Origin of the sequence: Neoroseomonas terrae (genome assembly GCF_018129025.1) — a bacterium.
GTDB classification, from domain to species: Bacteria; Pseudomonadota; Alphaproteobacteria; order Acetobacterales; family Acetobacteraceae; genus Neoroseomonas; species Neoroseomonas terrae.
On record NZ_JAAEDI010000001.1, the window covers coordinates 266,089 to 291,341 of the forward strand.

The 25,253-nt window shown below is 69.3% G+C and carries 27 protein-coding genes; 16 read left to right on the forward strand and 11 right to left on the reverse strand.

The features are described from left to right. Positions 1–116: 116 nt before the first annotated feature. On the reverse strand, positions 117–563 hold the full coding sequence (locus tag GXW78_RS01250; RefSeq protein WP_456307067.1) for a helix-turn-helix domain-containing protein: 447 nt from the start codon (positions 561–563) through the stop codon (positions 117–119). 89 nt (positions 564–652) lie between these two features. After that, entirely contained in the window at positions 653–1,252 is a 600-nt protein-coding gene (gene phaR / locus GXW78_RS01255) for a polyhydroxyalkanoate synthesis repressor PhaR (protein ID WP_211865397.1), read from the reverse strand. 132 nt (positions 1,253–1,384) lie between these two features. Here phaR and GXW78_RS27725 point away from each other — a divergent pair, with 132 nt between their 5' ends. Then, complete coding sequence (locus GXW78_RS27725) at positions 1,385–1,783, forward strand: hypothetical protein (protein WP_246521738.1); 399 nt, start codon at positions 1,385–1,387, stop codon at positions 1,781–1,783. Beyond that, positions 1,731–2,804, forward strand: a complete 1,074-nt coding sequence (locus GXW78_RS01260; RefSeq protein WP_338147657.1) for an alpha/beta fold hydrolase — start codon at positions 1,731–1,733, stop codon at positions 2,802–2,804. The genes GXW78_RS27725 and GXW78_RS01260 overlap by 53 nt, the downstream gene beginning before the upstream one ends. Here the strand turns inward: GXW78_RS01260 and GXW78_RS01265 are convergent. Further along, the gene (locus GXW78_RS01265) at positions 2,775–3,362 is read right to left on the reverse strand and encodes a YajG family lipoprotein (RefSeq protein WP_211865335.1); all 588 of its coding nucleotides are present in this window, start codon (positions 3,360–3,362) and stop codon (positions 2,775–2,777) included. The genes GXW78_RS01260 and GXW78_RS01265 overlap by 30 nt on opposite strands. 164 nt (positions 3,363–3,526) lie before the next feature. Here GXW78_RS01265 and GXW78_RS01270 point away from each other — a divergent pair, with 164 nt between their 5' ends. Continuing rightward, positions 3,527–4,699: an acetyl-CoA C-acetyltransferase gene (locus GXW78_RS01270; RefSeq protein WP_211865337.1), complete on the forward strand. Its 1,173-nt coding sequence runs from the start codon at positions 3,527–3,529 to the stop codon at positions 4,697–4,699. Between the two features lie 87 nt (positions 4,700–4,786). Here GXW78_RS01270 and GXW78_RS01275 read toward each other — a convergent pair whose 3' ends face one another. Further along, positions 4,787–6,379 carry an FAD-dependent oxidoreductase gene (locus tag GXW78_RS01275; RefSeq protein ID WP_211865339.1) on the reverse strand — a complete coding sequence of 531 codons (1,593 nt, stop codon included), beginning with the start codon at positions 6,377–6,379 and terminating at the stop codon, positions 4,787–4,789. Then, the gene (locus tag GXW78_RS01280) at positions 6,376–7,350 is read right to left on the reverse strand and encodes a Bug family tripartite tricarboxylate transporter substrate binding protein (RefSeq protein ID WP_211865340.1); all 975 of its coding nucleotides are present in this window, start codon (positions 7,348–7,350) and stop codon (positions 6,376–6,378) included. The genes GXW78_RS01275 and GXW78_RS01280 overlap by 4 nt, the downstream gene beginning before the upstream one ends. A gap of 310 nt (positions 7,351–7,660) precedes the next feature. Between GXW78_RS01280 and GXW78_RS01285 the strand changes: the two genes are divergently transcribed. Next, complete coding sequence (locus GXW78_RS01285; protein ID WP_246521739.1) at positions 7,661–8,416, forward strand: ornithine lipid ester-linked acyl 2-hydroxylase OlsC; 756 nt, start codon at positions 7,661–7,663, stop codon at positions 8,414–8,416. A gap of 202 nt (positions 8,417–8,618) precedes the next feature. Here GXW78_RS01285 and GXW78_RS01290 read toward each other — a convergent pair whose 3' ends face one another. Beyond that, entirely contained in the window at positions 8,619–9,053 is a 435-nt protein-coding gene (locus GXW78_RS01290) for a DoxX family protein (RefSeq protein WP_211865341.1), read from the reverse strand. Positions 9,054–9,166: 113 nt separating this feature from the next. On the opposite strand from GXW78_RS01290, the gene GXW78_RS01295 reads away from it, so the two are divergent. Together GXW78_RS01295 and GXW78_RS01300 are read left to right on the forward strand one after the other, a co-directional pair. After that, entirely contained in the window at positions 9,167–10,117 is a 951-nt protein-coding gene (locus tag GXW78_RS01295) for a LysR family transcriptional regulator (protein ID WP_211865342.1), read from the forward strand. Beyond that, on the forward strand, positions 10,107–11,708 hold the full coding sequence (locus GXW78_RS01300; protein ID WP_211865343.1) for a GMC family oxidoreductase: 1,602 nt from the start codon (positions 10,107–10,109) through the stop codon (positions 11,706–11,708). Before GXW78_RS01295 ends, GXW78_RS01300 begins: the two co-directional genes overlap by 11 nt. Here GXW78_RS01300 and msrB read toward each other — a convergent pair whose 3' ends face one another. Continuing rightward, positions 11,709–12,119 (reverse strand): peptide-methionine (R)-S-oxide reductase MsrB, encoded by a 411-nt coding sequence (msrB, locus tag GXW78_RS01305; protein ID WP_211865344.1) that lies wholly within the window; start codon positions 12,117–12,119, stop codon positions 11,709–11,711. A gap of 310 nt (positions 12,120–12,429) precedes the next feature. Between msrB and GXW78_RS01310 the strand changes: the two genes are divergently transcribed. Together GXW78_RS01310 and GXW78_RS01315 are read left to right on the forward strand one after the other, a co-directional pair. Then, the gene (locus tag GXW78_RS01310; protein WP_211865345.1) at positions 12,430–13,038 is read left to right on the forward strand and encodes a DUF938 domain-containing protein; all 609 of its coding nucleotides are present in this window, start codon (positions 12,430–12,432) and stop codon (positions 13,036–13,038) included. Between the two features lie 68 nt (positions 13,039–13,106). Next, positions 13,107–14,888 carry a glycosyltransferase 87 family protein gene (locus GXW78_RS01315; protein ID WP_211865347.1) on the forward strand — a complete coding sequence of 594 codons (1,782 nt, stop codon included), beginning with the start codon at positions 13,107–13,109 and terminating at the stop codon, positions 14,886–14,888. Between the two features lie 48 nt (positions 14,889–14,936). Here the strand turns inward: GXW78_RS01315 and GXW78_RS01320 are convergent, their stop codons facing one another. Beyond that, positions 14,937–15,689 carry an IclR family transcriptional regulator gene (locus tag GXW78_RS01320; RefSeq protein WP_211865349.1) on the reverse strand — a complete coding sequence of 251 codons (753 nt, stop codon included), beginning with the start codon at positions 15,687–15,689 and terminating at the stop codon, positions 14,937–14,939. An 81-nt stretch (positions 15,690–15,770) separates the two neighbouring features. Here GXW78_RS01320 and GXW78_RS01325 point away from each other — a divergent pair, with 81 nt between their 5' ends. Next, the gene (locus GXW78_RS01325; protein ID WP_211865351.1) at positions 15,771–16,736 is read left to right on the forward strand and encodes a hydroxymethylglutaryl-CoA lyase; all 966 of its coding nucleotides are present in this window, start codon (positions 15,771–15,773) and stop codon (positions 16,734–16,736) included. Positions 16,737–16,868: 132 nt separating this feature from the next. Continuing rightward, positions 16,869–18,020, forward strand: a complete 1,152-nt coding sequence (locus GXW78_RS01330) for a CaiB/BaiF CoA transferase family protein (protein ID WP_211865353.1) — start codon at positions 16,869–16,871, stop codon at positions 18,018–18,020. 44 nt (positions 18,021–18,064) lie between these two features. Here the strand turns inward: GXW78_RS01330 and GXW78_RS01335 are convergent, their stop codons facing one another. Next, positions 18,065–18,874: a trypsin-like serine peptidase gene (locus GXW78_RS01335; protein WP_211865355.1), complete on the reverse strand. Its 810-nt coding sequence runs from the start codon at positions 18,872–18,874 to the stop codon at positions 18,065–18,067. 80 nt (positions 18,875–18,954) lie between these two features. Between GXW78_RS01335 and GXW78_RS01340 the strand changes: the two genes are divergently transcribed. Continuing rightward, the gene (locus tag GXW78_RS01340) at positions 18,955–19,353 is read left to right on the forward strand and encodes a hypothetical protein (protein ID WP_211865357.1); all 399 of its coding nucleotides are present in this window, start codon (positions 18,955–18,957) and stop codon (positions 19,351–19,353) included. A gap of 6 nt (positions 19,354–19,359) precedes the next feature. On the opposite strand, the gene GXW78_RS01345 is transcribed toward GXW78_RS01340, so the two are convergent. After that, positions 19,360–20,313, reverse strand: a complete 954-nt coding sequence (locus GXW78_RS01345) for a polysaccharide deacetylase family protein (RefSeq protein WP_211865359.1) — start codon at positions 20,311–20,313, stop codon at positions 19,360–19,362. A gap of 56 nt (positions 20,314–20,369) precedes the next feature. On the opposite strand from GXW78_RS01345, the gene GXW78_RS01350 reads away from it, so the two are divergent. Both GXW78_RS01350 and GXW78_RS01355 read left to right on the forward strand, forming a co-directional pair. Further along, complete coding sequence (locus GXW78_RS01350; RefSeq protein ID WP_246521740.1) at positions 20,370–20,636, forward strand: phosphopantetheine-binding protein; 267 nt, start codon at positions 20,370–20,372, stop codon at positions 20,634–20,636. Continuing rightward, positions 20,633–21,946 carry an AMP-binding protein gene (locus tag GXW78_RS01355; protein WP_211865363.1) on the forward strand — a complete coding sequence of 438 codons (1,314 nt, stop codon included), beginning with the start codon at positions 20,633–20,635 and terminating at the stop codon, positions 21,944–21,946. Before GXW78_RS01350 ends, GXW78_RS01355 begins: the two co-directional genes overlap by 4 nt. A gap of 252 nt (positions 21,947–22,198) precedes the next feature. Here the strand turns inward: GXW78_RS01355 and GXW78_RS01360 are convergent, their stop codons facing one another. After that, complete coding sequence (locus tag GXW78_RS01360; RefSeq protein WP_211865365.1) at positions 22,199–22,420, reverse strand: DUF1127 domain-containing protein; 222 nt, start codon at positions 22,418–22,420, stop codon at positions 22,199–22,201. 122 nt (positions 22,421–22,542) lie between these two features. Between GXW78_RS01360 and GXW78_RS01365 the strand changes: the two genes are divergently transcribed. The 3 genes from GXW78_RS01365 (at position 22,543) to GXW78_RS01375 (ending at position 25,154) form a co-directional block, all read left to right on the forward strand. Next, complete coding sequence (locus tag GXW78_RS01365) at positions 22,543–23,427, forward strand: LysR substrate-binding domain-containing protein (protein WP_211865366.1); 885 nt, start codon at positions 22,543–22,545, stop codon at positions 23,425–23,427. A 174-nt stretch (positions 23,428–23,601) separates the two neighbouring features. Then, on the forward strand, positions 23,602–24,186 hold the full coding sequence (locus GXW78_RS01370; RefSeq protein WP_211865367.1) for a D-sedoheptulose-7-phosphate isomerase: 585 nt from the start codon (positions 23,602–23,604) through the stop codon (positions 24,184–24,186). After that, positions 24,183–25,154: an NAD-dependent epimerase/dehydratase family protein gene (locus GXW78_RS01375; protein WP_211865368.1), complete on the forward strand. Its 972-nt coding sequence runs from the start codon at positions 24,183–24,185 to the stop codon at positions 25,152–25,154. Before GXW78_RS01370 ends, GXW78_RS01375 begins: the two co-directional genes overlap by 4 nt. The last annotated feature ends 99 nt before the right edge of the window (positions 25,155–25,253 follow it).

Below are 25,253 nucleotides of genomic sequence, written 5' to 3' on the forward strand. Positions count from 1 at the left end.
GCTTCGCTGGTCCGCGCCGGTGGCACCGCATGGGGCCACGGTCAGGCCGGCTCATCGCAGTTAAGCGATGAACCTGATCCGCACCCGATCCCTGACGTATCAGGAAAAGTTGGGGCTCATTCCTCGCGGTCGCGCTGCTGCGCCTGGGACTGCGCGGCAAGCGCCCGCGCCATCTGGCTCAGCGCTTCCTGATGCTTGTCATTGTCGATCAGGGCAAAGTTGCGCGCCAGTTCCAGGAACATCCGCTGGCGGGACGAGATGGGTGGCGTCTCCACACCCGGCTGCAATCCCTCGAAGAAATAGGAGACCGGGACGTTGAGCACCTGCGCGATCTCGAACAGGCGACCGGCCGAGATCCGATTCAGCCCCCGCTCATACTTGTGAGCCTGCTGGTACGTGACGCCGATCATCTTCGCGAGCTGTTGCTGCGATAGGCCGAGCATGGTCCGCCGCTCGCGTATGCGGGCGCCGACGTGATGATCAACCAAGCTGGCGCGCTGCGTCGACGCGTCGTCCACGCTGATCTCGATATCGGCCGAGGGAGGGATCGAATTCATCGTCATGGCAATGGCCTTACCATAGCGCGGATTGCGTGTGCCAGCAAGGTTACTTCTCTACTCTCGCGCGTATCGCGCAGTCGTGATGGAAACGGTCAGCCGCTCTTTTCTGCATCCTTAAGGCTGGCGAGCTGACGGCGCAGTGTTTCGATCTCAGCCTTCAGCGCGTCGACTTCCGCCGGTGCATCTTCGCGGCGCCCGAAGGGGGCGAACAGGCTCATGGCGCGCTCCATCATCGCCATGTTCTGCTTGCCGAGCTCCTCGATATTCGGAAAAGGCATGAAGCCGCCCACCATGGTGTGCTCCATGGTCCGGCGCATCTGGTCCTGCTGCCGGCCGAAGGAAGCCATGGCGAACTCCAGGTAGCGCGGCACCAAGCCCTGGAGGTTGTCGCCGTAATAGCCGATCAGCTGCCGGAGAAAGGCCGTTGGCAACAGGTTCTGGCCGCCCTTGCTCTCCTCCTCGACGATGATCTGCGTCAGCACCGACCGCGTGATGTCATCCCCGGACTTGGCATCGTAGACCACGAAGTCGCGCCCGTGGCGCACCATCTTCGCCAGGTCGTCCAGGGTGACGTATGTCGAGGCCTCAGTGTTGTAGAGCCGCCGATTGGCGTATTTCTTGACCACCACCGGCGGTGCCGCCGCCGTTTCATTGCCTTGCGCTCCGCTTGCCGCCGCTGCACTGCCGGCCATCGACATCACGCCTCGCCCCTGGTCGTTTGGAGCGGTAGCGTAGACGCTCAATGCGGTGCAGCGAAAGCAGCAAATTCCGTGCGTTCCTTCGGCCGGGCTCTGCCGCTATGGTCCGCCGCGCGAGGAACCCCTATGGAACCGCCTGAGGATATCGACAGCCTCGCGGAGGACTGGATCGCGCTGTGGCAGAGCGAGATCGCCGGACTGGCCGCCGATCCGGAACTGGCCGAGCAATGGGCCGCCTGGGCTGCGCTTGGCGCGGCGTGGATGCGCGCGGCCACCGCCATGGCGCCGCGCTATCGGCCCGGCGGCGGCCATGACGGCACCGCTTCGCCGCCGTGGACCGCGCCCCCTGCCGCTGCATCTGGGCCTCGCGGGCCTGCGGGCGATGGCGGCGGCGACCAGCCTGCCCGCAATGCCATGGCCGAACGCCTGGCCGAACTCGAGCGCCGCCTGGCCGATCTCGAAGGCGGGGCTGGTGGAACGGGACCGGATCCTCGCGGCCCTCGCGGCCGGCGGCCACGCGGCTGAGGCCTTTGGCGCCGCCGTCCTGATGCGGCTCGCCCGGGCCGACCGGGCGATGATCGCGGGCCTTGCCGCTTATCGCCGCCATCCCTGGATGCGGGAGATGGCCGACCCGCCCGCCATCTGGGCCGAGGGCGGGTCCCGCCTGCTCGACTTCGGCGGGGAGGGGCCGGCGGTGCTGTTCGTGCCGTCCCTCGTCAACCGTGCCTATGTGCTGGACCTGACGCCCGAACGGTCATTGATGCGCTGGCTGCCGGGGCAGGGCTTCCGGACGCTCCTGCTCGACTGGGGCTGGCCGGGCGAGGCGGAACGCCACTTCACCCTGACCGACTACGTCGCCGGGCGCCTGGAACGAGCGCTCGCGGCTGCCCCTGGCCCGGTCGTGCTGGCGGGCTACTGCATGGGCGGGCTGCTGGCGCTCGCCGCGGCGCTGCGCCGGCCGGACCGGGTACGGGCGCTCGCCCTACTCGCGACACCCTGGGATTTCCACGCCGGCCCGGACGGGCCGCGCCGGGCGCGCACCGCCGCCGCCCTGGTGCCGGGGCTCGAGACGCTGATGGAGCCGACCGGCGCCCTGCCGGTCGATACCATCCAGTCGCTGTTCGCGATGCTCGATCCCTTCGGCATCGCGCAGAAATTCCGCGCCTTTGCGCGGCTGAAGCCGGAATCGGCCCGTGCCGCGCTGTTCGTCGCGCTGGAGGACTGGCTGAATGACGGCGTGCCGCTGCCCGCGCCGGTCGCGCGGCAATGCCTCGCCGGCTGGTACGGGCGCAATGAGCCCGGACGGCTCGGCTGGCGCATCGCTGGGCAGGTGATCGACCCGGCGGCCTGGGACGGTCCGGCCTTCGCCGGCATCCCGGAGCGTGACCGCATCGTGCCGCCCGAATCCGCCGCCGCAGCCGCCACACGGCTACGGCACGCGCATACCCACATTGCCGCCGGCGGCCACATCGGCATGGTCGCCGGCACCGGGGCGGAAGCCGCGCTGTGGCGCCCGCTATGCGCCTGGCTGGGAAGCCTGACGTAGCGCGGCCGCGACCTCCGGCCGGTCCAACAGCTTGTCGATCGCCTCGTTCATCGTGCGCAGCATCAACGCGTGCAACTCGTCCGTCGAAGCGAGGACCCCGCCGTCCAGCGCGAAGATGCTGCCGCTGAGGTTGTAGACGCGCTCTGCCCCCTGCCAAAGAACGCGGCCCGTGCCGCGTTGGCGCAGCGTGAGTTCGATGTCCGCCGTCGCCTCCAGCCGCGCGAAGCGGTTGGCGTCGAACTGGCGGATGGTCACCAGCACGTCGACGCGCGGGTCTTGCGGCGCCAGCCAGCCGCGCGCCGCCAAGGCGTCGTCCACCGCGCTGCGGACGACCTCGCTCACCGGCCTGTCGGCTTCGAGGGTCTTCAGCGGATTGCCATAGCCGCCGCGGATCGCGCCGATCCACCGGTCGTTCTCGCGCCCCGTCCGGCGCGTGTTCTGCACCTCTGTCACGCGGGCGACCGGTCCGGGCGCCCGGTTACCCGTGATTCCCGCGGGTGCAGCATAAGGCATGGGGTGCTGCGTTGTGCCACAGGCCCCAAGGCCGAGCAGCAGCAAGCCAAACAGCTTCTTCATGTGATCTCCCGACTTCGTGAGTCTAGTGTCGTCCCGTATAGCCAGCCAATCAACCTCGGGTTGGGTGTCACGGCGGCGTGCTTGTAGCGCCCGGCCCAGCGGCGCATGTTTCGGGTCAATACCCTGCCAACGGAGAGCAGCCAGTCATGACCGAAATCGTCATCGCCTCCGCCGCCCGCACCCCGGTCGGTTCGTTCAACGGGGCCTTCGCCTCGCTGCCCGCTCATGTCCTTGGCACCGCCGCGATCAAGGCCGCGATGGAGCGCGCCAAGATCGAAGGCGGCGACGTGGACGAAGTCATCATGGGCCAGATCCTGGCCGCCGGCTCCGGCCAGAACCCCGCTCGCCAGGCGAGCGTGAATGCCGGCATCCCGGTCGAGCACACCGCCTTCGGCATCAACCAGCTCTGCGGTTCCGGCCTCCGCGCCGTGGCCCTCGCCGCCCAGCAGATCGCGACGGGCGACGCCCGCATCGTCGTCGCCGGTGGGCAGGAGAGCATGACCCAGGCCCCGCACGCTCAGCAGCTCCGCGCCGGGCAGAAGATGGGTGACCTCGCGCTGATCGACACCATGCTGCGCGACGGGCTGATGGATGCCTTCCACGGGTACCACATGGGCAACACCGCCGAGAACGTGGCCCAGAAGTTCCAGATCACCCGCGCCGAGCAGGACGAGTTCGCCTTCAACAGCCAGCGCAAGGCTGGCGAGGCGATGAAGTCCGGCCGCTTCAAGGACGAGATCATCCCGGTCACCGTGAAGGGCCGCAAGGGCGATGTCGTCGTCAGCGATGACGAATACCCGAAGCCCGAGACCACTATGGAAGTGCTGGCGAAGCTGCGCGCTGCCTTCAACAAGGACGGCACGGTGACGGCGGGCAATGCCTCCGGCATCAACGACGGCGCCGCGGCAATCGTGGTGATGACGGCCGATGAGGCGGCGAAGCGCGGCATCACGCCGATGGCGCGTATCGTGTCCTGGGCCACCGCCGGCGTCGATCCGTCGATCATGGGCACCGGGCCGATTCCGGCGTCGCGCAAGGCGCTGGCGAAGGCCGGCTGGAAGCACGAGGACCTCGACCTGATCGAAGCCAACGAGGCCTTCGCGGCGCAGGCGCTCGCGGTGAACAAGGACCTCGGCTGGGACACGTCGAAGGTGAACGTGAATGGCGGCGCGATCGCGTTGGGCCATCCGATCGGGGCGTCCGGCGCCCGCGTGCTGACGACCCTGCTGTTCGAGATGCAGAAGCGTGACGCCAAGAAGGGCCTGGCGACGCTGTGCATCGGCGGCGGGATGGGCGTTGCGATGTGCCTGGAGCGGTAATCAGAATCGGGGAAGGGCGTCGGCTCCTCTCCAAGCCAGCCGGAGATCGTTGAACCTCTGGTGCACGACGATCTGCTTGCGGGGGGCCTACCCGCCTCCCGCCATGCAGCGCGCCGCAATCAGGCCGAAGGTCAGGCCTGACGCCAACGAGTAGCCGGTCTGGTATCCTGACCCTGTTTCCGTCCTTGCTGCCGCGTTGCCGACGGCGAACAGGCCGGGGATCGGATGGCCGCGGAGATGCGTCACGCGCGCCTCCGCATCGGCCAGCAGCCCCGCCGAGGACAACGCGGTCGGATGAAGCTGGATGCCGTAGAACGGCGCGGCCTCCAGTGGACCCAGCGTGCTGCGCGGATCGTAGCGATTCAGCCCCCAGGCGGAATGCCCCCGGCCGAAGCCGCGATCGACACCGTTCCGCGCATCGGCATTGAAGGTTCGGACGGTCTCCGCAAGACCGTCGGCATCGATGCCGAGCTGCCGGCCCAGCGTCGGAATGTCGGGCGCCTGGTGGACCCAGCGAGGGATCTCGGCGCCCGGCGGCCGACCGCCAAAGGAAGAATGGTCGGCGAATTGCTGGTCGAAGATCAGCCAGCACGGCAGGTTCGGCTGCGTGCGTGCCACGACGTCGAAGTGGCGCAGGGCAGGCGCCATCGCCTGGAAGAACGATTCGTCGGCGAAGCGCCGCCCGTGACGGTTTACCGTGATGGTGTGCGGCGCAGGCAGTTCCTGCGTGCCGGACAGGCGGCATAGGGCAACGCCATCCGGCGCCTCATCCGGGTTACGAAAGCCGAGGAATAGAGACAGGTTGTTGCCGATCACCTGCGTGGCCGCACCGCATTCCATGGCCATCACCATTCCGTCGCCGGCGATGCTGTCGGGGAACATGGACTGCCAGTCCGGCAAGGCCTCGTAGCGCTGTACGAGCGTGGGGCTCGATTCGTAGCCACCCGACGCAATCACCACGCCACGCCGCGCTGTGATTGTGACGCCGCCCACCGTTACGACGCCGCTAATGCGCCCATCCGCCATGGTCAGGCGCTCGACCGCGGCGTTCGTCCGCAGGGTGACGCCGCGCTCGGCGGCGACCTTCACGAGCCAGGTGATCAGTCCGGCGCCGCTGGCGCGCAGGCCGGGCTGCTCGCGCGCTGCCTGCTCGGCGGCAGCCCAGAAGGCGGGGGAGTTAGCCCCGCCGGGCAGTGTCGATCCGGCCAGGCGGAACAGCGGGCCGGCGGGTAGCAGAACCTGCCCGCCTTGGTCCCCCAGCAAGGCCGCGTCGATTGGTGGCGTATCGACGATGCGCCCGCCGGCCATTGCACCCGGCGCGGCGCCGTAATGGTCGATACGTGGGCTGACGCGGAAGGGGATGCCCGCCGACTCGAAGAAGCGCAGCGCGCGCGGTGCTTCCTTGATGAAGGCGGCCATCCGGGCCTCGTCGATGCCGTCTGCGCCGACGTAACGAAGATACGCCGCTACCGCCTCCGGCGTGTCAGTGCCGCCGGCCGCCGCGTGAAGATGGTTGGCCCCAACCCACAGATAGCCGCTCGAGATCGCGCTCCCGCCGCCGAACGTCGCCGCCTTCTCCAGCACGATGCAGTCGAGGTCCATGCTTCGCGCCGCTATGGCGGTGGCGAGGCCGGCGCAGCCCGCGCCGATCACTACGACGTCGCAAGCGCGCTGCGTCATTGCGGCTGAATGCCTGCGGCTTCGACCACACGGCGCCAGCGTACCGTTTCCTCGGCCATGAGGCGTTCCACCTCGGCGGGCGGCGCGCCACCGGGCAGGCAGGCAATGGAGGCGAAGAAGTCCAGCACGTCCTGTGTCTGGAGCGCGCGGGCCGTCTCGGTGTAGAGCCGCTCGATGATCTCGGGCGGCGTGCCGCGCGGGGCGCCGAGGCCGGACCAGTGCGTGACGGAGTAGCCCGGCAGCCCCGCCTCGGCGAAGGTCGGGGCCTCCGGCAGTGCGGGCATGCGTGCGTTGCCGCTGATCGCCAGCGGCCGCAGCACCGCGGTGGCGCCGCCGACGGCTGAGCCGGGCGAGGCGAAGACGACGTCCACCTGCTTCGAAAGCACGGCCGTCACTGCCTCCCCGCCGCCGCGATAGGGCACGTGGAACAGCTTCACCCCGGCTTCGAGCTCATAGGCGGCCGTGGCGAAATGCACGGAACTGCCGACCCCACCGCTGCCATAGGTAATCTTCTCAGGATTCTGCCGCGCCGCGTCCGTCAGGTCCTGCAGCGTCCGGTACGGCGAATCGCGATGCACAGCGACCATCACCGGCGTGAAGGCGGTGATGGTGATGACCCGGAAAGCCTCCGCATGATTGAAGGACAGCCGACTGTGAAGGAAGGGCATCATTCCGTAGGTGCTGTCGATCGCCAGCAGCGTGTAGCCATCGGGGGCGGCACGGGCGACCTCGGCAGCCCCGATCGTGCCGGAGCCGCCGGAGCGGTTCTCGATCACAAAGGGCTGGCCCATCTGGTCTGACAGCTTCTGCCCGATCTTGCGGGCCACTGTGTCGATCGACCCGGTCGGCGCCCAGGCGACGACGAGCCTGATCGGGCGCGTTGGATAGGAATGCTGTGCGTGCCCCGGGCGAGGCGAAAGGACCGGGGAAGCTGCGGCTGCGGCCAACAGGGTGCGACGCGGAAATGCCATGTGGCCGTCCCTTCATCTTGTTTCTGAGTTCCGGGAACCGGCGGCGGCTTCCGGGCGTTCCTGGCGCCAGGAGGCTGTCGGCGCTTTTCCGGCCTGTCAACGCGGCGGATTGCCTCAAGGATTCCATATTTGCAAATGAGACTGAATCGCAGAAATGCGCTATCATCGCTTGTTCCGACGCGGATCGCGGCGCGGAATCGATGAACGGGTGCTTCCGGTGAAGGGAGAATGATGGGTGACTGACGATGCGATGACTGCGGCTCGACCCGCCAACACCCAGCAGAGTTTCGGTACCGCGGGCGTTGCCCCCATGGAGCGGCCGAGCCGCGTCACCCGCTTCTTCATGGCGATGGTGGCGATGGCCGAGCGATTGAACCTTCGCTACTCCAAGGTCGGCAACCCGCCCGTTTACGACACCGCGTCCTTTCCCTGGGCGCGCGAGATCGAGAAGGACTGGCACCGGATCCGCGCTGAATTGGAACCGTTGCTGGTGCGCCAGAAGGATCTGCCGAGCTTTCACGAATTGTCGGGCGACGTGAAGACGATCAGCGCGGACAGCGCGTGGAAGACGTTCTTCCTGACCGGCTACGGCCTCTCCTCCGAGCGCAACATCGCTCAATGCCCTGACACCTGGCGCATCATGCAGCGCATCCCGGGCCTCAAGACGGCGATGTTCTCGATCTTCGAGCCCGGCAAGCACCTGCCGCCGCATCGCGGTCCGTACAACGGCGTATTGCGGCTGCATCTCGGCCTGATCGTGCCGCAAGCGCCGGCGGAGAAGCTCGCAATCCGCGTCGACCGGCAGACTTGCCAGTGGGAGGAAGGCAAGGTCCTGATCTTCGACGACGCCTACGAACACGAGGCCTGGAACCACACCGACAGGACGCGCGTGGTGCTGTTCGTCGATTTCGTGAAGCCGCTGCGTTTCCCGGCCCGGCTGGTCAACTGGTTGCTGCTGAACCTCGCCGTCTTCACCCCCTTCATCCGCGAGGGCGCCGACAACCAGAAGGCATGGGAAAAGCGCTTCTACGAGCAGGCAGAGGCCCTACGGAACCGGCGTGGGTAAATGATTGGCGGATTGGCGCGTTGGCCGGGCGAAGCTTTGTTTTTCCGCGGCGGTCCTCTCCAATCTCGCGATGTGTCCGGTCCTTCTCGTCGCCATGCGACGCAGCTTCGTTTGGCCGCGCAGTCTGAGCGCCCCAGACGTCAGTCATGGGTCTCGGCGTCGCTCCGCGGAGGCGGGATCGATCCCGCCTCCGTCGCGATGGTCAGGCGCTGGCCGGGATCACCTTCCGGCCGAGTAGCTTGTTCACGTCGAGCGCAAGGGCGCCGGCGCCGAGACCGGCCTGGACCAGCAGCAGCAGCGTCCAGAAGGCCGGAAACTCCCAACCGCCGCGCGGGGCGCTGAACAGCCAGCCATTGGGGACGTGCAGCAACGTCGCGCCGATCATGATCGGCAGCGCCAGGAGGCTGACCACCCGCACGCCGACACCGGCAATCAGGGCGACGCCCGCCCCGATCTCGGCCGCGATCACGATGGCGCCAAAGACGGGCGGGTAACCCAGCGATCCGAAGTAGCCCATCGTTCCCGCCAGACCAAAGGTTCCGAGCTTGAGCAGTCCGCCATGGGCGAGGAACAGCACGCCCATGCTCACGCGGAGCAGAAGAGCGGCATAGGGGGTTGTGACCTTGGTGTCGGGCATCGTCGTCATCCTTGTCAGGTAAGGCCCAGTCCGGCCTCTCTGGCGCGGACCATGCCCCGGCGCCGCCGGCGGCTTCCAACGCGGCTTCGGAACGTCCATCATCACCGGCGCGAATGGCAGACCTCTCGACCCTCGATCTGAACCTGCTCCGCGTCTTCGACGCGGTGGCGCGCGAGCGCCATGTGACGCGCGCGGCACAACGGCTGAACCTGTCGCAGCCGGCGGTATCCAACGCGCTGTCCCGGCTGCGGGCCACGCTCAACGATGAGCTGTTCCTGCGCCGCCCCGGCGGCGTGGAGCCGACGGAGCTGGCGCTCGCCCTCGCCGGTCCGGTCGCCGAGGTGCTCGATCGCCTCCGCGAGACGCTGAGTGCCAGGGCACCCTTCGACCCTGCAACGTCGGACCGCGTCTTCGTCGTCGCCCTGTCGGAGTACGCCGAGGCTGTGCTTGCCCCGCCGCTGCTGGAGCGCATGGCGCGCGAAGCGCCGGGCTGCCTGCTCGCGGTCCGTCACGCCGACCGCACCAACTGGCAGGACCTGGTGGAACGCTGCGAGGCGGAACTCGCCATCGCCGTGCTGCCGGAGCCGCCCGCCATCTTCACTCGCGTGCGGTTGCTGCCGGAAGGCTTCATGACCCTGATGCGCCGCGATCATCCGTTGGCGAAGGGCGTGCTGACCGAGGACCGGCTGATCACCTTCCCGCATCTGCTGCATTCGCCGAATGGGTCGCGCGACGGGGCGCTGGACGTGGCGCTGGCCACGCGGGGCAGGAAGCGTCGGCTGGGCGCGGTGGTCGCGCATCTGTCCGCCGTGCCTGACATCCTGGCGCGCACGGATATGGTGATGACGCTGTCGGGCCGCCTCGCCAACCTGCTGGCCGAGGCGCATGGCCTGGTGGTGCGGGAATCGCCAGTCGAGATCCGACACACGCGGCTGTCGATGATTTTTCATCGGCGCCTGGAAAGCGATGCCGGCCATGCCTGGCTACGGCGACTGATGCTGGCCGTCGCGCGGGACGTGCCGGCAGTGGAGGCAGGGAGCATCCCGCCGGGCGATGACGACTGACAGCTTCGACCATGTGATCGTCGGCGCCGGCAGCGCCGGCTGCGTGCTGGCAAACCGGCTTTCCGCGGACGGCGCGACCGTCGCTGTCATCGAGGCCGGCGGCAGGGATCGCCACCCCTACATCCACATCCCCGCTGGCTACGCACGCATCCTCGACCATGCGAAGCTGACCTGGGGCTATCGGACGGAACCGGATGCCGCGACGGGCAATCGCGCGCTCGACTATCCGCGCGGGCGGGTGTGGGGCGGGTCGTCCTCGATCAACGGGCTCGGCCACGTGCGGGGCGACCCGTCAGATTACGACCTCTGGGCGCAGAAGGGCTGCGCCGGTTGGGGGTGGGACGATCTGCTGCCCTATTTCATGCGCCACGAATCCTTCGCCGGCGGCGGCGAGGGCCGTGGCACGACAGGCCCGCAACCGATCGAACATCTCGCCGAGCGTCCCGAGCTGCTCGACCGCTTCGCTGCCGCGGCCGAGACGATCGGCCTGCCCGTGAATGCCGACATGAACGGTCCGCGACGCCAGGGCTTCGCCACCTTCCAGCAGACGCGGCGCGGGCAGCGGCGCATCTCGGCGGCGCGCGCCTATCTTGTCCCGGCGTTGTCGCGGCCGAACCTGACGGTGATCGACAACAGCCTCGCGCTGCGCATCGTGATCGCGGATGGCCGCGCCGTGGGCGTGCTGATCCGCCGCGGCGGCGAGGAACGACTGATCCGCGCACGCTTCGGCGTGGTGCTGTCGGCCGGTGCGATCGGGTCGCCGCATCTGCTGATGCGCTCCGGCATCGGCCCGGCGGCGCATCTCGCGCAGCACGGCATCGCGCCGGTGCTCGACGCGCCGGGCGTCGGGCAGAACCTGCAGGACCACTACATCGTCCGTCTGACCTTCCGGCTGACGGATCATCGCTGGTCGGCGAACCGCCGTATCGTCTGGCCGCGGCTCGGGCTTGAAGTGTTGCGCTGGATAACCTCCGGCAAGGGCGTGCTGACCTGGTCGCCGGGGATGATGTCGCTGTTCGCGCGGACGGAATCGGGGCTGGATGCGCCCGATATCCAGATCAATGGCGGGCCGATCTCCTGGCAGGATGGCCGCATCGGCGTGCCGGAGACGGAGCCAGGCTTCACCCTCGGCGTCTGGCAGTGCCGCCCGCACAGCCGCGGCTCCGTTACGCTGAAATCCGCGCGCGCCGAGGATGCACCGGCGATCGCCCCGCGTTTCCTGACGGAACGGGCCGACGAGGCGTGCGTCGTGCGCGGCCTGCGGCTGGCGCGGCGCTGGATGGCGGCCGCGCCCTTGCAGGGTGTCGTCGCTCAGGAGGTCCGGCCCGGCGCCGATGTGCAGAGCGACGAGGACCTGCTCGCGATGGCGAAGGCTACCGGCGGGACCGTCTATCACCCGTCCTGCACGGTGCGGATGGGCGGCGACCCCGCCGCACCGCTCGATGCGCGGTTGCGCTTCCGCGGGATCGAGGGGCTGCGCGTCGCGGATGCCTCGGTCTTCCCGGACATCCCCGTCTGCAACATCAACGCGACCGTCCTGTCGGTGGCCGAGAAGGCCGCCGACCTGATTGCCGCGGATATGCGGGGCTGATCAGCCTTCCGGCGTAAAGTTCAGGGCCACGCCGTTGATGCAGTAGCGCAGTCCAGTCGGCGGCGGTCCATCCTCGAACACATGGCCGAGATGGCTGCCGCAGGTCGCGCAATGCACCTCCGTGCGGACCATGCCGTAGCTGCGGTCGGTCGTGGTCTCGACCGTGCCGGGCAGCGGGTCGTTGAAGCTCGGCCAGCCCGTGCCGCTCTCGAACTTCCGGCCCGAGCGGAAAAGCGGCGTGTCGCAGCCGACGCAGGAGAACACGCCCGCGCGCTTCTCGACCAGCAGGGCACAGGAACCGGGCCGTTCCGTGCCATGCTCGCGCATGATGCGGTACTGTTCCGGCGTCAGCAGCCGACGCCATTCGGCGTCGCTGTGCGTGACGGGGTAGGTCTTCTCCGTCGTCGTCATTCTGATCTCCTGACCGAATGGGCGGCCGCTGTGAGCGAGGAGCGTCATATTGGTCAATGCGGTGCCCGACGCCAGGGCTTCGGATGTTCCGGAGTCCGCCCGCGGGGGTTGTTACGCACCGCCCCCAACCGGGCTGCAGGTGCGGCCGTCGCCCGGCTCGCGCAGCGTTGATATTGCCGACCGCGGGAAGGAGCGGCATGAAACGCGATATCCTGGAACGTGTGCGGTCTGGTTTCAGTCTCTCCAAGCTCCGATTGGTCTGTGGCGCGCCACCTTGCCAGTTGGCACACATCGCGGGATGCCCTGTCCCATGACGAACCCAGACCTGCGCCGCTTCGCCCCCGCCGCCGCGCGCAATCGCGACCCGATCCTCGAGGTCCTTCGCCGCCATCTGCCGCCGACGGGGCTGGTGCTCGAGGTCGCGAGCGGCAGTGGCGAGCATGTGGTCCACTTCGCGGCAGCCCTGCCCGATCTCACGTTCCAGCCCAGTGACCCTGATGCCGACGCCCGCGCCAGCATCGATGCCTGGGTCGCTGAGTCTGGCCTGGCCAATATCCGGTCGGCGCTGCCGGCGGATGCCTCAGCAACGGCGTGGCCGTTGGACGCGGCCGATGCGGTGGTCTGCATCAACATGATCCACATCGCGCCCTGGGCCGCGGCAGAGGGGCTGGTGCGCGGCGCCGCCGCGATCCTGCCGTCCGCTGCGCCTTTGATCCTTTACGGGCCCTACCGGCGCGGCGGGGCGCATACGGCACCATCCAACGCGGCGTTCGACGCTGACCTGCGCGCCCGTAACCCCACCTGGGGCGTGCGGGACCTCGAGGCCGTGGCCGCCCTCGCTGCCTCCTCGGGGTTCGGGCCGCCGGAGGTGACGGCGATGCCCGCCAACAACCTCATCGTCGTGTTCCGTCGTACGTGACGGGGGCGGTGTCGCGGTCCCGGATAAACGCTCTGGCAGGGGTGCTGGCAGCGCGATCGGGCCTCGCCGTGCTCGCGCTGCTGATGCTGGGCTGTGGCTTCGCCTCAATGGTGATGGGTGCGGATCGAGGCTGGGATGCGCAGAACTACCATGTCTATGCACCCTGGCGACTGTTCGTGGACCGGCCGCTCGATCGGCTGGCGGCGGGGATGCAGGGATTTCACAACCCGCTGCCCGACATTCCTTTCGCGCTGCTGCTGTGGAAGCTGAACGACTGGCCGCGCCTCGCCGCTTTCCTGATGGGGATGCCGGCCGGAGCGGTGCTCTGGGTTGCCTGGCGCTGCGCGCGCCACATGCTGGCCGATGCGCCGCGCGCCGAGCTGCTGGCGCTGTTGGCTGCGATCGGCACGGCCGGCGGGGCGGTGTTCCGCAGCCAGGTCGGGACGACGTCCGGCGACGTCGTGACGGGGGGGCTGGTGCTCCTCGGCGTGCTGGCGCTGTTGCGACCGGGGGAGGGGCACCCATGGCGAGCGGGCGCGCTGGCGGGTGTCGCCTGCGGCGCGGCAATCGGACTGAAACTGACCAATGCGCCTTTCGCGCCGGCACTGGCGGCGATGATCGTCGTACGGGTCGGCTGGGACCGGCGCCTTCCGGCGGCGCTGCTGGCCTGCGCGCTGGGCGGGCTGCTCGGCATCGTCGCGACGGGCGGCTGGTGGGCGGCACATCTGGCGGCGCAGACAGGCAACCCGCTCTTTCCCTACTTCAACGATCTGTTCCATGCGGGGGAGGGGGTGCCGCGCGCCGGCCGGGACCTGCAATTCATGCCCGCGACGCTGACCGAGGCGCTGGTCCGGCCTTTCCTCTGGGCGGTATCGGACCTGCCGCGCGTCACCGAGGAGCGCATGCGCGACCCGCGGCTTGCGGCCGGTCTGCTGGCCGCGCTCGCCCTGCCCTTCCTTCGCCGTGCGCCGGCCCGGCACGCCGCGCTGCCGGTCGCGGCCTTCCTGGTCATTGCCTATGCCATCTGGCTGCCGGTCTTCTCGATCTACCGCTACGCCTTCGTGCTGGAAGCGTTGTCCCCGGCGCTGCTGATCGCCGCGCTGACGGCCTTGCCGGTGCGGGCCGCGATCGGCGTCGCGGCGGTCGCGGTGATCGCCGCGTTCCCGCTGACGAAGCCGGTGCCGGCGCTGCGGGCGCCGCTGGACGATCGCTACCTGGCCGTGGACTGGCCGGCGCTGGCGCCCGGCGCGGTGGTGCTGGGCACGGCGAAGCCGACGGCCTTCCTCGCCGTCGGTCTGCCGGCGGAGACCGCGTTGTGGAGCCTGAGCGGGATCGCCGAAGTCGGCGCGCCTGCCGACCACGCTGCCCTTGCCGCGCTGCGCGACGGATCGGCGCCGCTGTACGCTGTCCTGCCGGGGCATGGGCAGAGCTTTGCACTGTTGTCGCCGCACGGCTTGTCGCCGGCGATGGAAGGTTGCCGTCGCATTTGCACGAACTGGTCGCCGGCAGGTGCCGGCCCTCTGGTCTGCCCACTGACGCGCGATGGCCGCGCCGCGCCACCGCCGCCGCTGCGCCATGCCGCCCCGGCCGCCCGGCTGTGCGAGGTGGCCGGGCCAGGCCTGATCAGTGCTGGCCGTCGCGGCCTACGGGTCGCGGGCGAAGCTTTGCTCGATTTCGGCGCTGGCTGCCGCACGGGGGAAGTGACGGCGCCGGGGGCGGGCGGGTTGGACGCGACGCCGCCGGCCGAGATGCAGCCAGGCGGGCGCTTCCGCATGACACTCTCCGGCGATGGGCTGGTCCGCTTGCGTGGCGATGCGGTGCTGGCGGGAGCGCGCTGCGTCGCATGGTAGGCCGATGGGGCGGCCCTCCTCGCCGGCACCATCGCCCTTCGCGCTATGTCAACCGCCAAGCAACTGCGACAAGGCGCGCGCTTCCTCCTGCACGATCGGCGCCATCCGCTCCGCCTCGGACACGCCGAGACGCACCATTGGCCCGGACACGCCGAGCGCCCCGAGCAGCCGCCCCGCCCGGCCGAAGACGGGCGCGGCGACGGCGGCTGTCTCCCGATCCCGTTCGCCGATCGATGTCGCGATCCCGGCCTGGCGCACCGCCTCGTGGACGGGCAGCGTGCCCCCGGTGAAGGCCATCAGCACATGGGCGCTCGCGCCGCGGTCGAGCGGCATGGCGGCGCCTTCCTCGATATGCAGGCGGATCGGGCGTGGGGAGGGTTCGCGGAACAGGCAAATGCGGCGATCACCGTCGCGGACGTAGAAGCCGCCGGTTTCGCCCGTGCGCGCGACCAGCCGGACCAGGGCGGGGCGCACCTGTTCCGCCAGGTCATAGCCGGCGCGATACAGCCCCCCGAGCCGCAAGGGTGTGGGGCCGAGCCTGTAGCTACCCTCCGCGCCCCGCGCCAGGTAGCCAAAGCGGATCAGCGAACCCGCGAGGCGCAGCGCAGTGCTTGGGTACAGCCCGGCGCGCGTGGACAACTCCGTGAGCGTCAGGAGTTTGGTCCCGTCGGCGAATGCTTCGAGAAGCGTGAGCGCGCGCTCCACCGCATCCACCCGCTGGTCAGCCGCGGGCGGACCGGATTGGGCGGGGCGACCGCGGCGGCGCGCGGGCGCCTCTGGCTTGACATCGAGGCTCGTCATTGGGATTATTCTTTCTAACAGAATTCAATTCTGCGCAACAGAATTAACGACGCCGGCCGGACCGGCGAGGAGGAGACGGCGATGACCGACTTGCCGCGCCGCGTGCGCATTGCCGAGGAAGGCCCGCGCGAGGGATTCCAGATCGCCCCGACCCCCGTGCCGACCGTTGACAAGATTGCGCTGATAGATGCGCTTTCCGCGACGGGCGTGTCGAAGCTGCAGGTGGCGTCCTTTGTCAGTCCGAAGCGCGTGCCCGGCTGGGCGGATGCGGACCAGGTCGTTGCCGGCTTCACGCCGAAGGCGGGCGTGTCCTACACGGCGCTGTGGTTCAACCCGCAGGGCCTGCAGCGCGCTCTGACGTTCAAGGACCGGCTGACGATCCAGGGGTCGATCACCGTCGCGGCATCGGAGGCCTTCTCGCTCCGCAACCTAAACCGCGACCGCGCCGGCCAGCTCGCCGCGATGCGCGAGAACATCGCCGAACATCAGGCGGCCGGGGTGCCGGTGACGCGCGCCTCGGTCCAGGCGGCGTTCGGCTGCAACTTCCAGGGCGAGGTCACGCCGGCCCATGCGATTTCGGCGGTCACGGATGTGATGACGCTTGCCGCCGAGACCGGCTGTGAGATCGAGCGCATCTCCCTTGCCGACACGATGGGCTGGGCCAACCCGCTGCACATAGAGCGCGTGGTCGGCGAGGTCCGCTCCCGCTGGCCGGATCAGGCCGTGTCATTGCACCTGCACGACACGCGCGGCCTCGGCATCGCCAATGCGCTCGCCGGGCTGCGCATGGGTGTGGCGGAATTCGATGCGGCTGTCGGCGGTGCCGGCGGTTGCCCCTTTGCCGGGCATCCCGGCGCGCCAGGGAACATCGCGACGGAGGAACTGGTCCTGCTCTGTGAGGAGATGGGGATTGAGACGGGCATCGACGTTGATGCGCTGATCGCGGCAGGCCATCTCGCCGAGAAGGTGCTCGGCCGCACGCTGCCCTCGGCGCTGCTGCGCGGCGGATCGCTGACGGCGTTCCGGGCCAAGGCGCGGGCGGCCTGAAAGTAGGTCAGGGAAGGGCGTTTCCCTCCCCGAACCCACGGGGCTTCTGGAGCCCGATCCCAGGCGCCGGGGCGCGGACGGCATTCGACCCAATGTGCCCAGTAATAGTGCCGCTTCACTGAGGACACCGTCATGACACCTTCGCTCCCGCTTGCCGGGATCCGCGTCATCGAATTCTCCCACATGGTCATGGGCCCGACCTGCGGCATGATCCTTGGCGATCTCGGGGCCGAGGTGATCAAGGTCGAGCCGCCGGGAAAGGGTGACCGCACGCGCTACCTCATCGCCTCGGGCGCCGGGTTCTTCCCCGGACTGAACCGCAACAAGAAATCGGTCCAGATCGACACGGACGCTGCCGATGACGTCGAGACGCTGAAGCGTCTTACGGATACCGCCGACGTGGTGATCGAGAACTTCCGCCCGGGTGGGCTGGATGCGAAAGGCTTGGGCTACGACGCTCTCTCCGCGCGCAATCCGCGCGTGATCTATTTGTCGCTGAAAGGCTATCTGCCCGGACCGTATGAAAACCGCACCGCACTGGATGAGGTCGTGCAGATGCAGGCGGGCCTCGCCTACATGACTGGCCCGGTCGGGCGGCCGCTGCGCGCCGGCGCGCCGGTGAACGACATGATGGGCGGCATGTTCGGCGTCATCGCCGTGATGGGTGCGCTGCGCCAGCGCGAGACGACCGGGCGCGGTCAGCACCTGCAATCCGGCCTGTTCGAGAACGCGGCCTTCCTCATGTCCACCACCATGCTGCAGCAGGCGCTGTCGGGGCAGGAACCGCCGCCGATGCCGGCGGGCCGCCGCTCCTGGGGCGTTTACGACGTGTTCGACACCAAGGACGGCCAGCAGATCTTCATCGGGGTGGTAACCGACCGCCAGTGGGAGATCTTCCGCCGCGAATTGCAGGAACCGGCGTTGGACAGCCCGGACTACGCGACGAACACCGAACGCGCGAAGCGGCGGGCGGTGCTGATCCCGCTCGTGCAGTCGCTGCTGATCAGGCACGACATCGCGACACTGGAAGCGATGTGCGAGCGCGCCGGCCTGCCCTTCTCCCGTATCGCGAAGCCATGGGATCTGTTCGAGGATCCGCATCTGATGGCGAGCGGCGGGCTGTTGCCGATCACTATGGCCGATGGCCGCGCCGCTGCCGTGCCCGCCCTGCCCATCCAGTTCGGACCCGAGCGCCTGGGCGTGCGACTGAACCCGCCCGCGGTCGGCGAACATGACGAGGAAATCCTGGGCCCTCACCGCGCGCGGCCCGACGCGGCCGAGTAGCGCCGCGGCGCGGCGGGACTGGCTACCCCGCCGACGGCGGGTCGTCAGGGGGCCGGGATCGTGAAGGCCGGCACGGCGACACCGAGTGGCTGCCCCAATGCGGCCTTCACCTGCACGCCGGCCACGGCGTAGCCACCTGGTGCCCGCACCAGGATTGGCGCGCCGCTACTGCCGACAGTCCCGGCGCAATTGTGCCCGACCAGGATGCCCTGGGTTCCGAAGGTCGCTACGGTCACGACGCGGCAGGCGCGGTCAGCCATCAGCAGGTCCGGCCGGTCGTACTGCCAGGCGGCAAGCGTCACCGGCATGCCGAGGCCCGGAGCCTCGCGTAGCATACGGAGCGCGTGGCCGCCGCCGAGCGGCGCCGCGACAGTGATCATGGCCCAATCCGCGCGCCAGGGTTCCTCGCGCGCCGGGTTGAAGCCCGGCCCGCTGCGCAGCGCCGTGCCGCGCACCGTCCGCCCCCCGAGCCGGATGCTGATCTCCCCCGGTGCGACGAGGCCGGCAGCGTCGCTCGTCACCAGACAATGGGCCGCGGTCAGCACCACACGGGGTGCAACCAGGGCCCCGGTGCAACGCCCGCCCGCCGTCGTCTCGATCAGCGCGATGGCATCGAAGGGGGCTTCGGCGGGTGAGACGGCGTGCCGGGTGTCCACGGGTCCAAGGCCGGGCACCTGTGCCGAGCCCGGCAGCGCAAGGAGCACAGTCGCGAGCGCTGCTGCCGGCATCGTACCGACACCCATTCTCCGGGCACGTCCGGTCATCGGCAGGAGGGCGAAGGGCTGGAAGGGCGCGACGCTGGTGCGGCGGACGGGGTTGGATACCGCATGGGCGAAGGGTAGAGCAGATCGCATCGGGGTGAAATCGCCACCGTGGCCTCGGCGGCCGATCCACAACCCCTTAACGGCTGCTGCCGCGCGCGGCATGGTGGGGTGTGACCCGTATCGTCTTCCTGCTGGTCCTTTTGGCCGCGGTCGGCGCTGGGCTGGCTTGGCTCGGCAGCAATCCACCGCCTTCCCGCGGCGTGGCCATGGCGCCGGGCGCCGCGCCCGCGCCGCCGCCACGCTCGCTGCCCAGCGTCGCCCCGCCCACTGGCGGGCAGGCTGCGCTCGCTACGCCTTTCGGTGACGCCCTGTTCCGCTGGCGCTGCACCCTCGGCCTCAAGGACGCTTTGGGCAGCCGGCCGGACTGGCCGCTGGAGCGCATCGCGGGCCTCTGCCTCTGCGCCGCCGACCGGCTGCGGGAGGACGGCCCGCGCGACATCGTTCTCGGCACTGCGGAAGTGGCTGGGGCACTTGAGGCGGCGGAGGCCCGGATCTGCCGTCGGGAATAGCGCTCGTTAAGGTGCCGGCCGCCAGATCGGGGCCTGGGCGACCAGTTCGGGCAGCCTTGCTGTGAAAGGCACTGATCGCCGGCCCTCCAGCAGTCCCTGAAGTCGCGGCAGCGTCGACCGGCGGTTGAGCCACAGCATCAGGCTGGCGAATCGGCCGACATCAGCCCGCCAACCGAGGCGTTCGGCAGTGTCCAGGTCATAGGGGTGGCAATATGACCACAACGCCCCGCCCCCGTCGGCGGCCGCCCAGTTCCGTGCCAGTGCCTTCAGCCGCCAGCCCGGCAGCCAGCGCAGATACATCCCGCCGAGGAATGGCACGGCGACCGGACCGAACCGCGCCAGCGGCACCGGCAGTTCGAGCAGCCCGCCATCCCAGCGGAACGGCCGGCGCGGTGCCCCTGGCCACCCCGCTAGCGGATTGCGCGCCGGCAGGAGGGAGGATGAATAGGCGAAGCCGAGCTCCGCCAGAACCGCCGGCACCCAACCGGCGGCGGGCGTCAACGAGAAGTAAGGCGCGCGGTAGCCGGTCGGGGCTCGGCCGGCGAGGTCCGCCAACCGGCTGCGGGCCCCCGCCATGCCGGTGCGGAAGCATTCCGGTGTCTCGGTCGCGAGGTGCCGATGGGCATACCCGTGGGAGGCGACCTCATGCCCGCGCCCCGCGATCTCTCGCACCAGCGAGGGGTCGGTGCGGGCAACGTCATCCAGGATGAAGAACGTACCGCGCGAATCCGAGGCCTCCAGCAGGTCGAGCAGCCGGCGGGTCGGCGCGGCTGCGCAGGCGCCGCCCGGATGGATCTCGACATCCACGGTGAAGGTGAACAGAGGGGGCAGGGAGGCAAAGGCTCGCGCAGCGCTGTCCATCGCCCTTGTTCGGCCGCTTTCGCGTTGATAGGTATGGGTTCCGGGACAGGACGGCATGGCGACCGAGGTCGCCGTACCGTCGGTCCCCGTCAAGGCCATCGGCGTGGCCGGCGGCAGTTCCCGGGTGGCATTTGTGCGCGGCGGGAGGCCCAAGCTTGACGACAACCCTCTCCTTGGAAGCGGAGGTCGCGCGCCTGATCGTGGACGCGCTGCATCTCGAGACCGCGCCGGAGGAGATCGACCCGGCCGCGCCGTTGTTCGGGGACGGGCTCGGGCTCGATTCCATCGATGCGTTGGAGATCGCATTGGCGGTTTCGCGGCGCTACGGCTTCCAGCTGCGCTCCGACGACGAGCGGAACCATCGCATTTTTGCCTCGCTGCGTGCGCTTTCGGCTCATATCGAGAAGAACCGGGCGGCGTGACGACCACGGGCGCGCAAAGGCTGACGAGCCGCCGCGCCGATGAGGTGATCTTCCGCCGCGGCGCGGTTCCGGTGACGACGGCCCGCTTCCTCGCCGAGGTCGCGGCACTCGCGGTCCGCCTGCCCGATGAGGGGCCGGTGCTGAATTTCTGCGCCGACCGGTATCTCGCGCTGGTGGCCTTCGCCGCGGCGCTGTCGCGCGGCCAGGTGACGCTGCTCTCGGCCGACCGGTCCGCGCCGCGGCTCGCCGACATCGCGCGGGGGCATGGCGCGCGCTATGCCCTGTCCGATACCGACGCGGTGCTGCCCGTCCCGGTGATACGGCCGGATGCGTCACCGGGCGACGCGGGACCGAATCCGGCGATCCCGGAAGATGCCGTCGCGGCGATCAGCTTCACCTCGGGTAGCACCGGTGAGCCCCAGCCACATGCCAAACCGTGGGGGGCGCTGGTGTCCGGCGCACGCGCGGCGGCGCAACGCTTCCGCGTGACAGGCGCCACCAGCATCCTCGGCACCGTCCCCGCGCAGCATATGTATGGCTTCGAGACGACGGTGATGATGCCGCTGCATGGCGGCGGGGCGGGGCATGCCGGAAGCGTCTTCTACCCTTCCGACATTGCCGAGGCGCTCGCACTGCTGCCGGCGCCGCGGCTGCTGGTGACGACGCCGCTGCAAATGCGCGCTCTGCTCGGCAGCCAGGTGGCGCTACCGGCGATGGCGGGCGTCATTTCCGCCACGGCGCCGCTGGCGGCGGAACTGGCGGGCGAGGCCGAGGTCGCCTGGGGCGCGCCGGTGCGCGAGATCTATGGCGCCACAGAAGCCGGTTCGATTGCGTCCCGCCGCACGCTGGATGGCGAGGTGTGGGAGCCTTATCCCGGCATGCGCTTCGAGATCGATTCGGGCGGCGCGCGCGTGACCGTGCCCGGTCTGCCGACCCCGGTGCCGCTATCCGACCGCCTTGAGTGGGTCGGTGAGGGCCGCTTCCGGCTGCAGGGTCGGCTGGCGGATATGGTGAAGCTTGCCGGCAAGCGGGCCTCGCTCGCCGGGCTGACCCGCATCCTGACGGGCATCGACGGGGTGGAGGACGGCGTGTTCGTGGCGCCGGACGATCTCGATGTGAATCCGCGCGCGCGGCTGGCCGCCGCCGTGGTGGCGCCACGACTGGATGCGGAGGCGGTGGTCGCCGCGCTCCGGTCCAAGGTCGAACCGGCCTTTCTGCCACGGCCCGTCGTCATGGTGCCGGCGCTTCCGCGGGATGCAGTAGGGAAGGTAAGTCGAGCGGCGATCGCAGCGCTCGCGTGGAAGCGGTGAGGAGCACGACTGCGGGGGCCGCCGCTGACCCGGTCGTGCCAACAAGGCGCGCAGCTACAGCGGTACAGCGGCTCCGCATCGCCTCTGATGCCGCCCGGCGGTACGGGCTGCGGGCGGCAAGATAGTGACGCTGCTCCGCCGGCGAGCGCTGCGCCCGCGGCTACGGCCGGCAGAGCCATCGATCTCCCAGGCCACCCCAATTTCTCCACCTGCCGACGGCCTGCCTTCAGGCGGCGTTGTTCATTCGCCTTGTCACCGCCGACGCGCCGTCAGATCCCATGGTGCGCGGGCGGCTTCTTCCAGCGCCTCGGCGCGGCTGATGCCGATGTCCGAGAGCATGCGGCGATCCATCTCGGCAAGGTGCCGGCGGCTTTCCGCGGCATGGAGAACGCGGCGCAGCCAGGTGATCCAGGCGGCGTTGCGCGGGATGGTTGCCGCGGCGGCGAGGGAAGCGGGAACGGTCTGAATCGTCATGTGGCAGCCCTCCTGAAAGCGTCTGGCGGGAAGAATGGTGTCCGAGGCGCCATCAGGAAAACGAAATCATTTGACGATGAACATCAGGATCGTTGATATCTCCTCGCCTGGAGGACCTCCCAATGCTGGCTATTCCCCCCGGCATCGATCCCGATCTGCTGCGTTCCTTCGTACTGATCGCCGAGGGTGGGTCCTTCACCCGCGCGGCCAACGCCGTTGGCCGGACGCAGTCCGCGGTTTCGATGCAGATTCGCCGGCTGGAAGATACGCTCGGGCAATCGCTGCTGCTGCGTGGACCGCGCGGCGTCGAAACGACGGCACATGGCGCCTGGCTGCTGGAGCGCGCGCGGCGGCTGCTTGCCATGCACGACGAGATCATCACCACCTTCCGCATGCCGCCGGTGTCGGGGACGGTTCGGCTCGGTACGCCCGACGACTACGCGCTGCGCTGGTTGCCTGGCATCCTCGCTCGGTTTGCCGAGGTGCATCCGGCTGTCGAAGTGGCGGTGACCTGCGCGCCCTCGAGCGAGCTGGTCGAACGGCTCGTGCGGGAGGAGATCGACCTGACCCTGTTATCGGGCGGCAATGAGCGGGCAGGCATGGTTGGGCAGCCGCTTTGGCAGGCCGGGTTGCGCTGGATCGGCTCGGCCAGCCATGCGACGCACCGGCGATCACCCTTACCGTTGGCTGGAGCGCAGCCGAGCTGCGTGTGGCAACGCGCTGCCGTGCGTGCCCTCGATGCCGCCGGCATCCCCTGGCGGACCGCCTATACCAGTACTTCGCAGGCCGGGACCCTGGCGCCGGCGCTGGCGGGGCTGGCAGTGACCATTGGCCTGCCTGGGCCGCTGCCGCCGGGCCTTCGCTTTTTGGGGCCCGAGGACGGCATGCCGCCATTGCCCGATTTCTCGATCGTTCTGGTGACGGGCGATAGCGACGGCCCTGTGGCGGAGACGCTGGCGGAGGCGATTCGCGCCGGCTTCGCCGAGGCAGCAGTGACGCAGGCTTGAGTGGAGCAGGCCATCATGTCATCTGCGGCATGAGGCCGAGGCCCGGCCTGGCGCAGTTGCGGGAGGCTGTATGGTGGACCGTCGCGGATTGGTCGCTCCCCTCATGAGGAGCTCGGTCGCCCTGGCTATACGGCAGTCACGCGACGGACGTTCCCTGGCGACGGCGCGCTGACCATGGACGAGGCGGCGCGATTCGCCCGGTTGATGGAAGATGGCGCCTTGCTGCGGCGTCGCCTCGCCCAAGAAGCGACCAGTGCCGTCATCGCCATCGTCGACGCCTGCGAGGCGTCGATGCGCGCCGGGGGCAAGCTGTTCTTCTGCGGCAACGGCGGCAGCGCGGCCGATGCGCAGCACTTGGCGACGGAATGGCTGGTGCGGCTGCGGTCAAAGGTTGAACGCCCGTCGTGGCCGGCGATTGCCCTTACGCTCGATCCGACGGCGCTGACGGCGGGGGGCAACGACTATGGCTTCGATGAGGTTTTCGCTCGCCCCCTGGCGGGACTCGGGCGAGCGGGCGATGTGCTGTTCGGCATCACCACGAGCGGCCGGTCGCCCAACGTACTGCGCGCGTTGGAAACGGCGCGGGGCATGGGGATCATGACAGTCGGCCTTCTTGGAGGAGACGGCGGTCCGGCCCGAGCCTTTTGCGATCACGCTCTGATCGTGCCCAGCAACGAAACTGCCCGGATCCAGGAAGCACACATCGCACTGGGGCACGCGGTGCTGGAACTGCTCGAGGATCGGTTGGTGCGCGCATGACCGTGCTGCTGACCGGTGCGGCCGGCTTCATAGGCATGCATGTGGCCGAGCTGCTGCTGTCCCGCGGCGATGAGGTGGTCGGGATAGACGACCTCAATGCCTATTACGATGTCGGTCTCAAGCGTGCCCGCCTCGCGAGGCTGGAATCGCGGCGAGGCTTCCGGTTCCTGGCGGCCGACGTGGCGAATCGTGAGGCCATGCTGGCGCTGGCGGGCCTCGAGCCTGGAACGACGCGGATTGTCCATCTGGCGGCCCAGCCGGGGGTTCGGCATTCGCTGGTCGACCCCTACGCCTATGTCCAGGCCAATGTGATGGGGCACTTGGTGGTGCTGGAGCTGGCACGGCGCCTGCCGCGGCTGGAGCACTTGGTCTATGCCTCTTCATCCTCGGTCTATGGCGGGAATCGTGAACTGCCCTTCGCCGAGACGGATCGGGTGGACCATCCGGTGTCGCTCTATGCTGCGACGAAGCGATCGGGCGAGCTGATTAGCGAATCCTACGCCCACCTGTTCGGTCTGCCGCAGACAGGGCTGCGGTTCTTCACCGTCTACGGGCCATGGGGCAGACCGGACATGGCGCCCTGGATGTTCGCGGACGCGATCCTGGCTGGGCGCGCCATCACTCTCTACGACGCGGGTCGCCTGAAGCGGGATTTCACCTTCGTCGAGGATATCGCGGCAGGTGTGGTGGGCTGCCTGGACCACCCGGCACCGGCGTCGACGCCGCGGCTGCTCAACATCGGCAACCATCGCAGCGTGGAGGTCCGGCGTTTCGTGACGGTGCTGGAGGCGGCGCTCGGCCGGCCCGCCATCGTCGTGGATGCGCCGCGTCCGGCGACGGATGTGCCGGAGACCTTCGCGGATATCGACGCGATCCGGACGATCTGCGGCTATGAGCCCCGTACCCCGATCGAGGTCGGTATTCCGCGTTTTGCGGAATGGTTTCTTTCTTGGCGAAAGGGGGGTTGACCGCCCCCCCGACGCCCCGTAAAAGCCCGCTCACGCCGCTGGTGGGGCGGGGTTGACGGACTGGGGTTGAGGCCTTAGGTTAGTCGCCCCGCTGAGGAA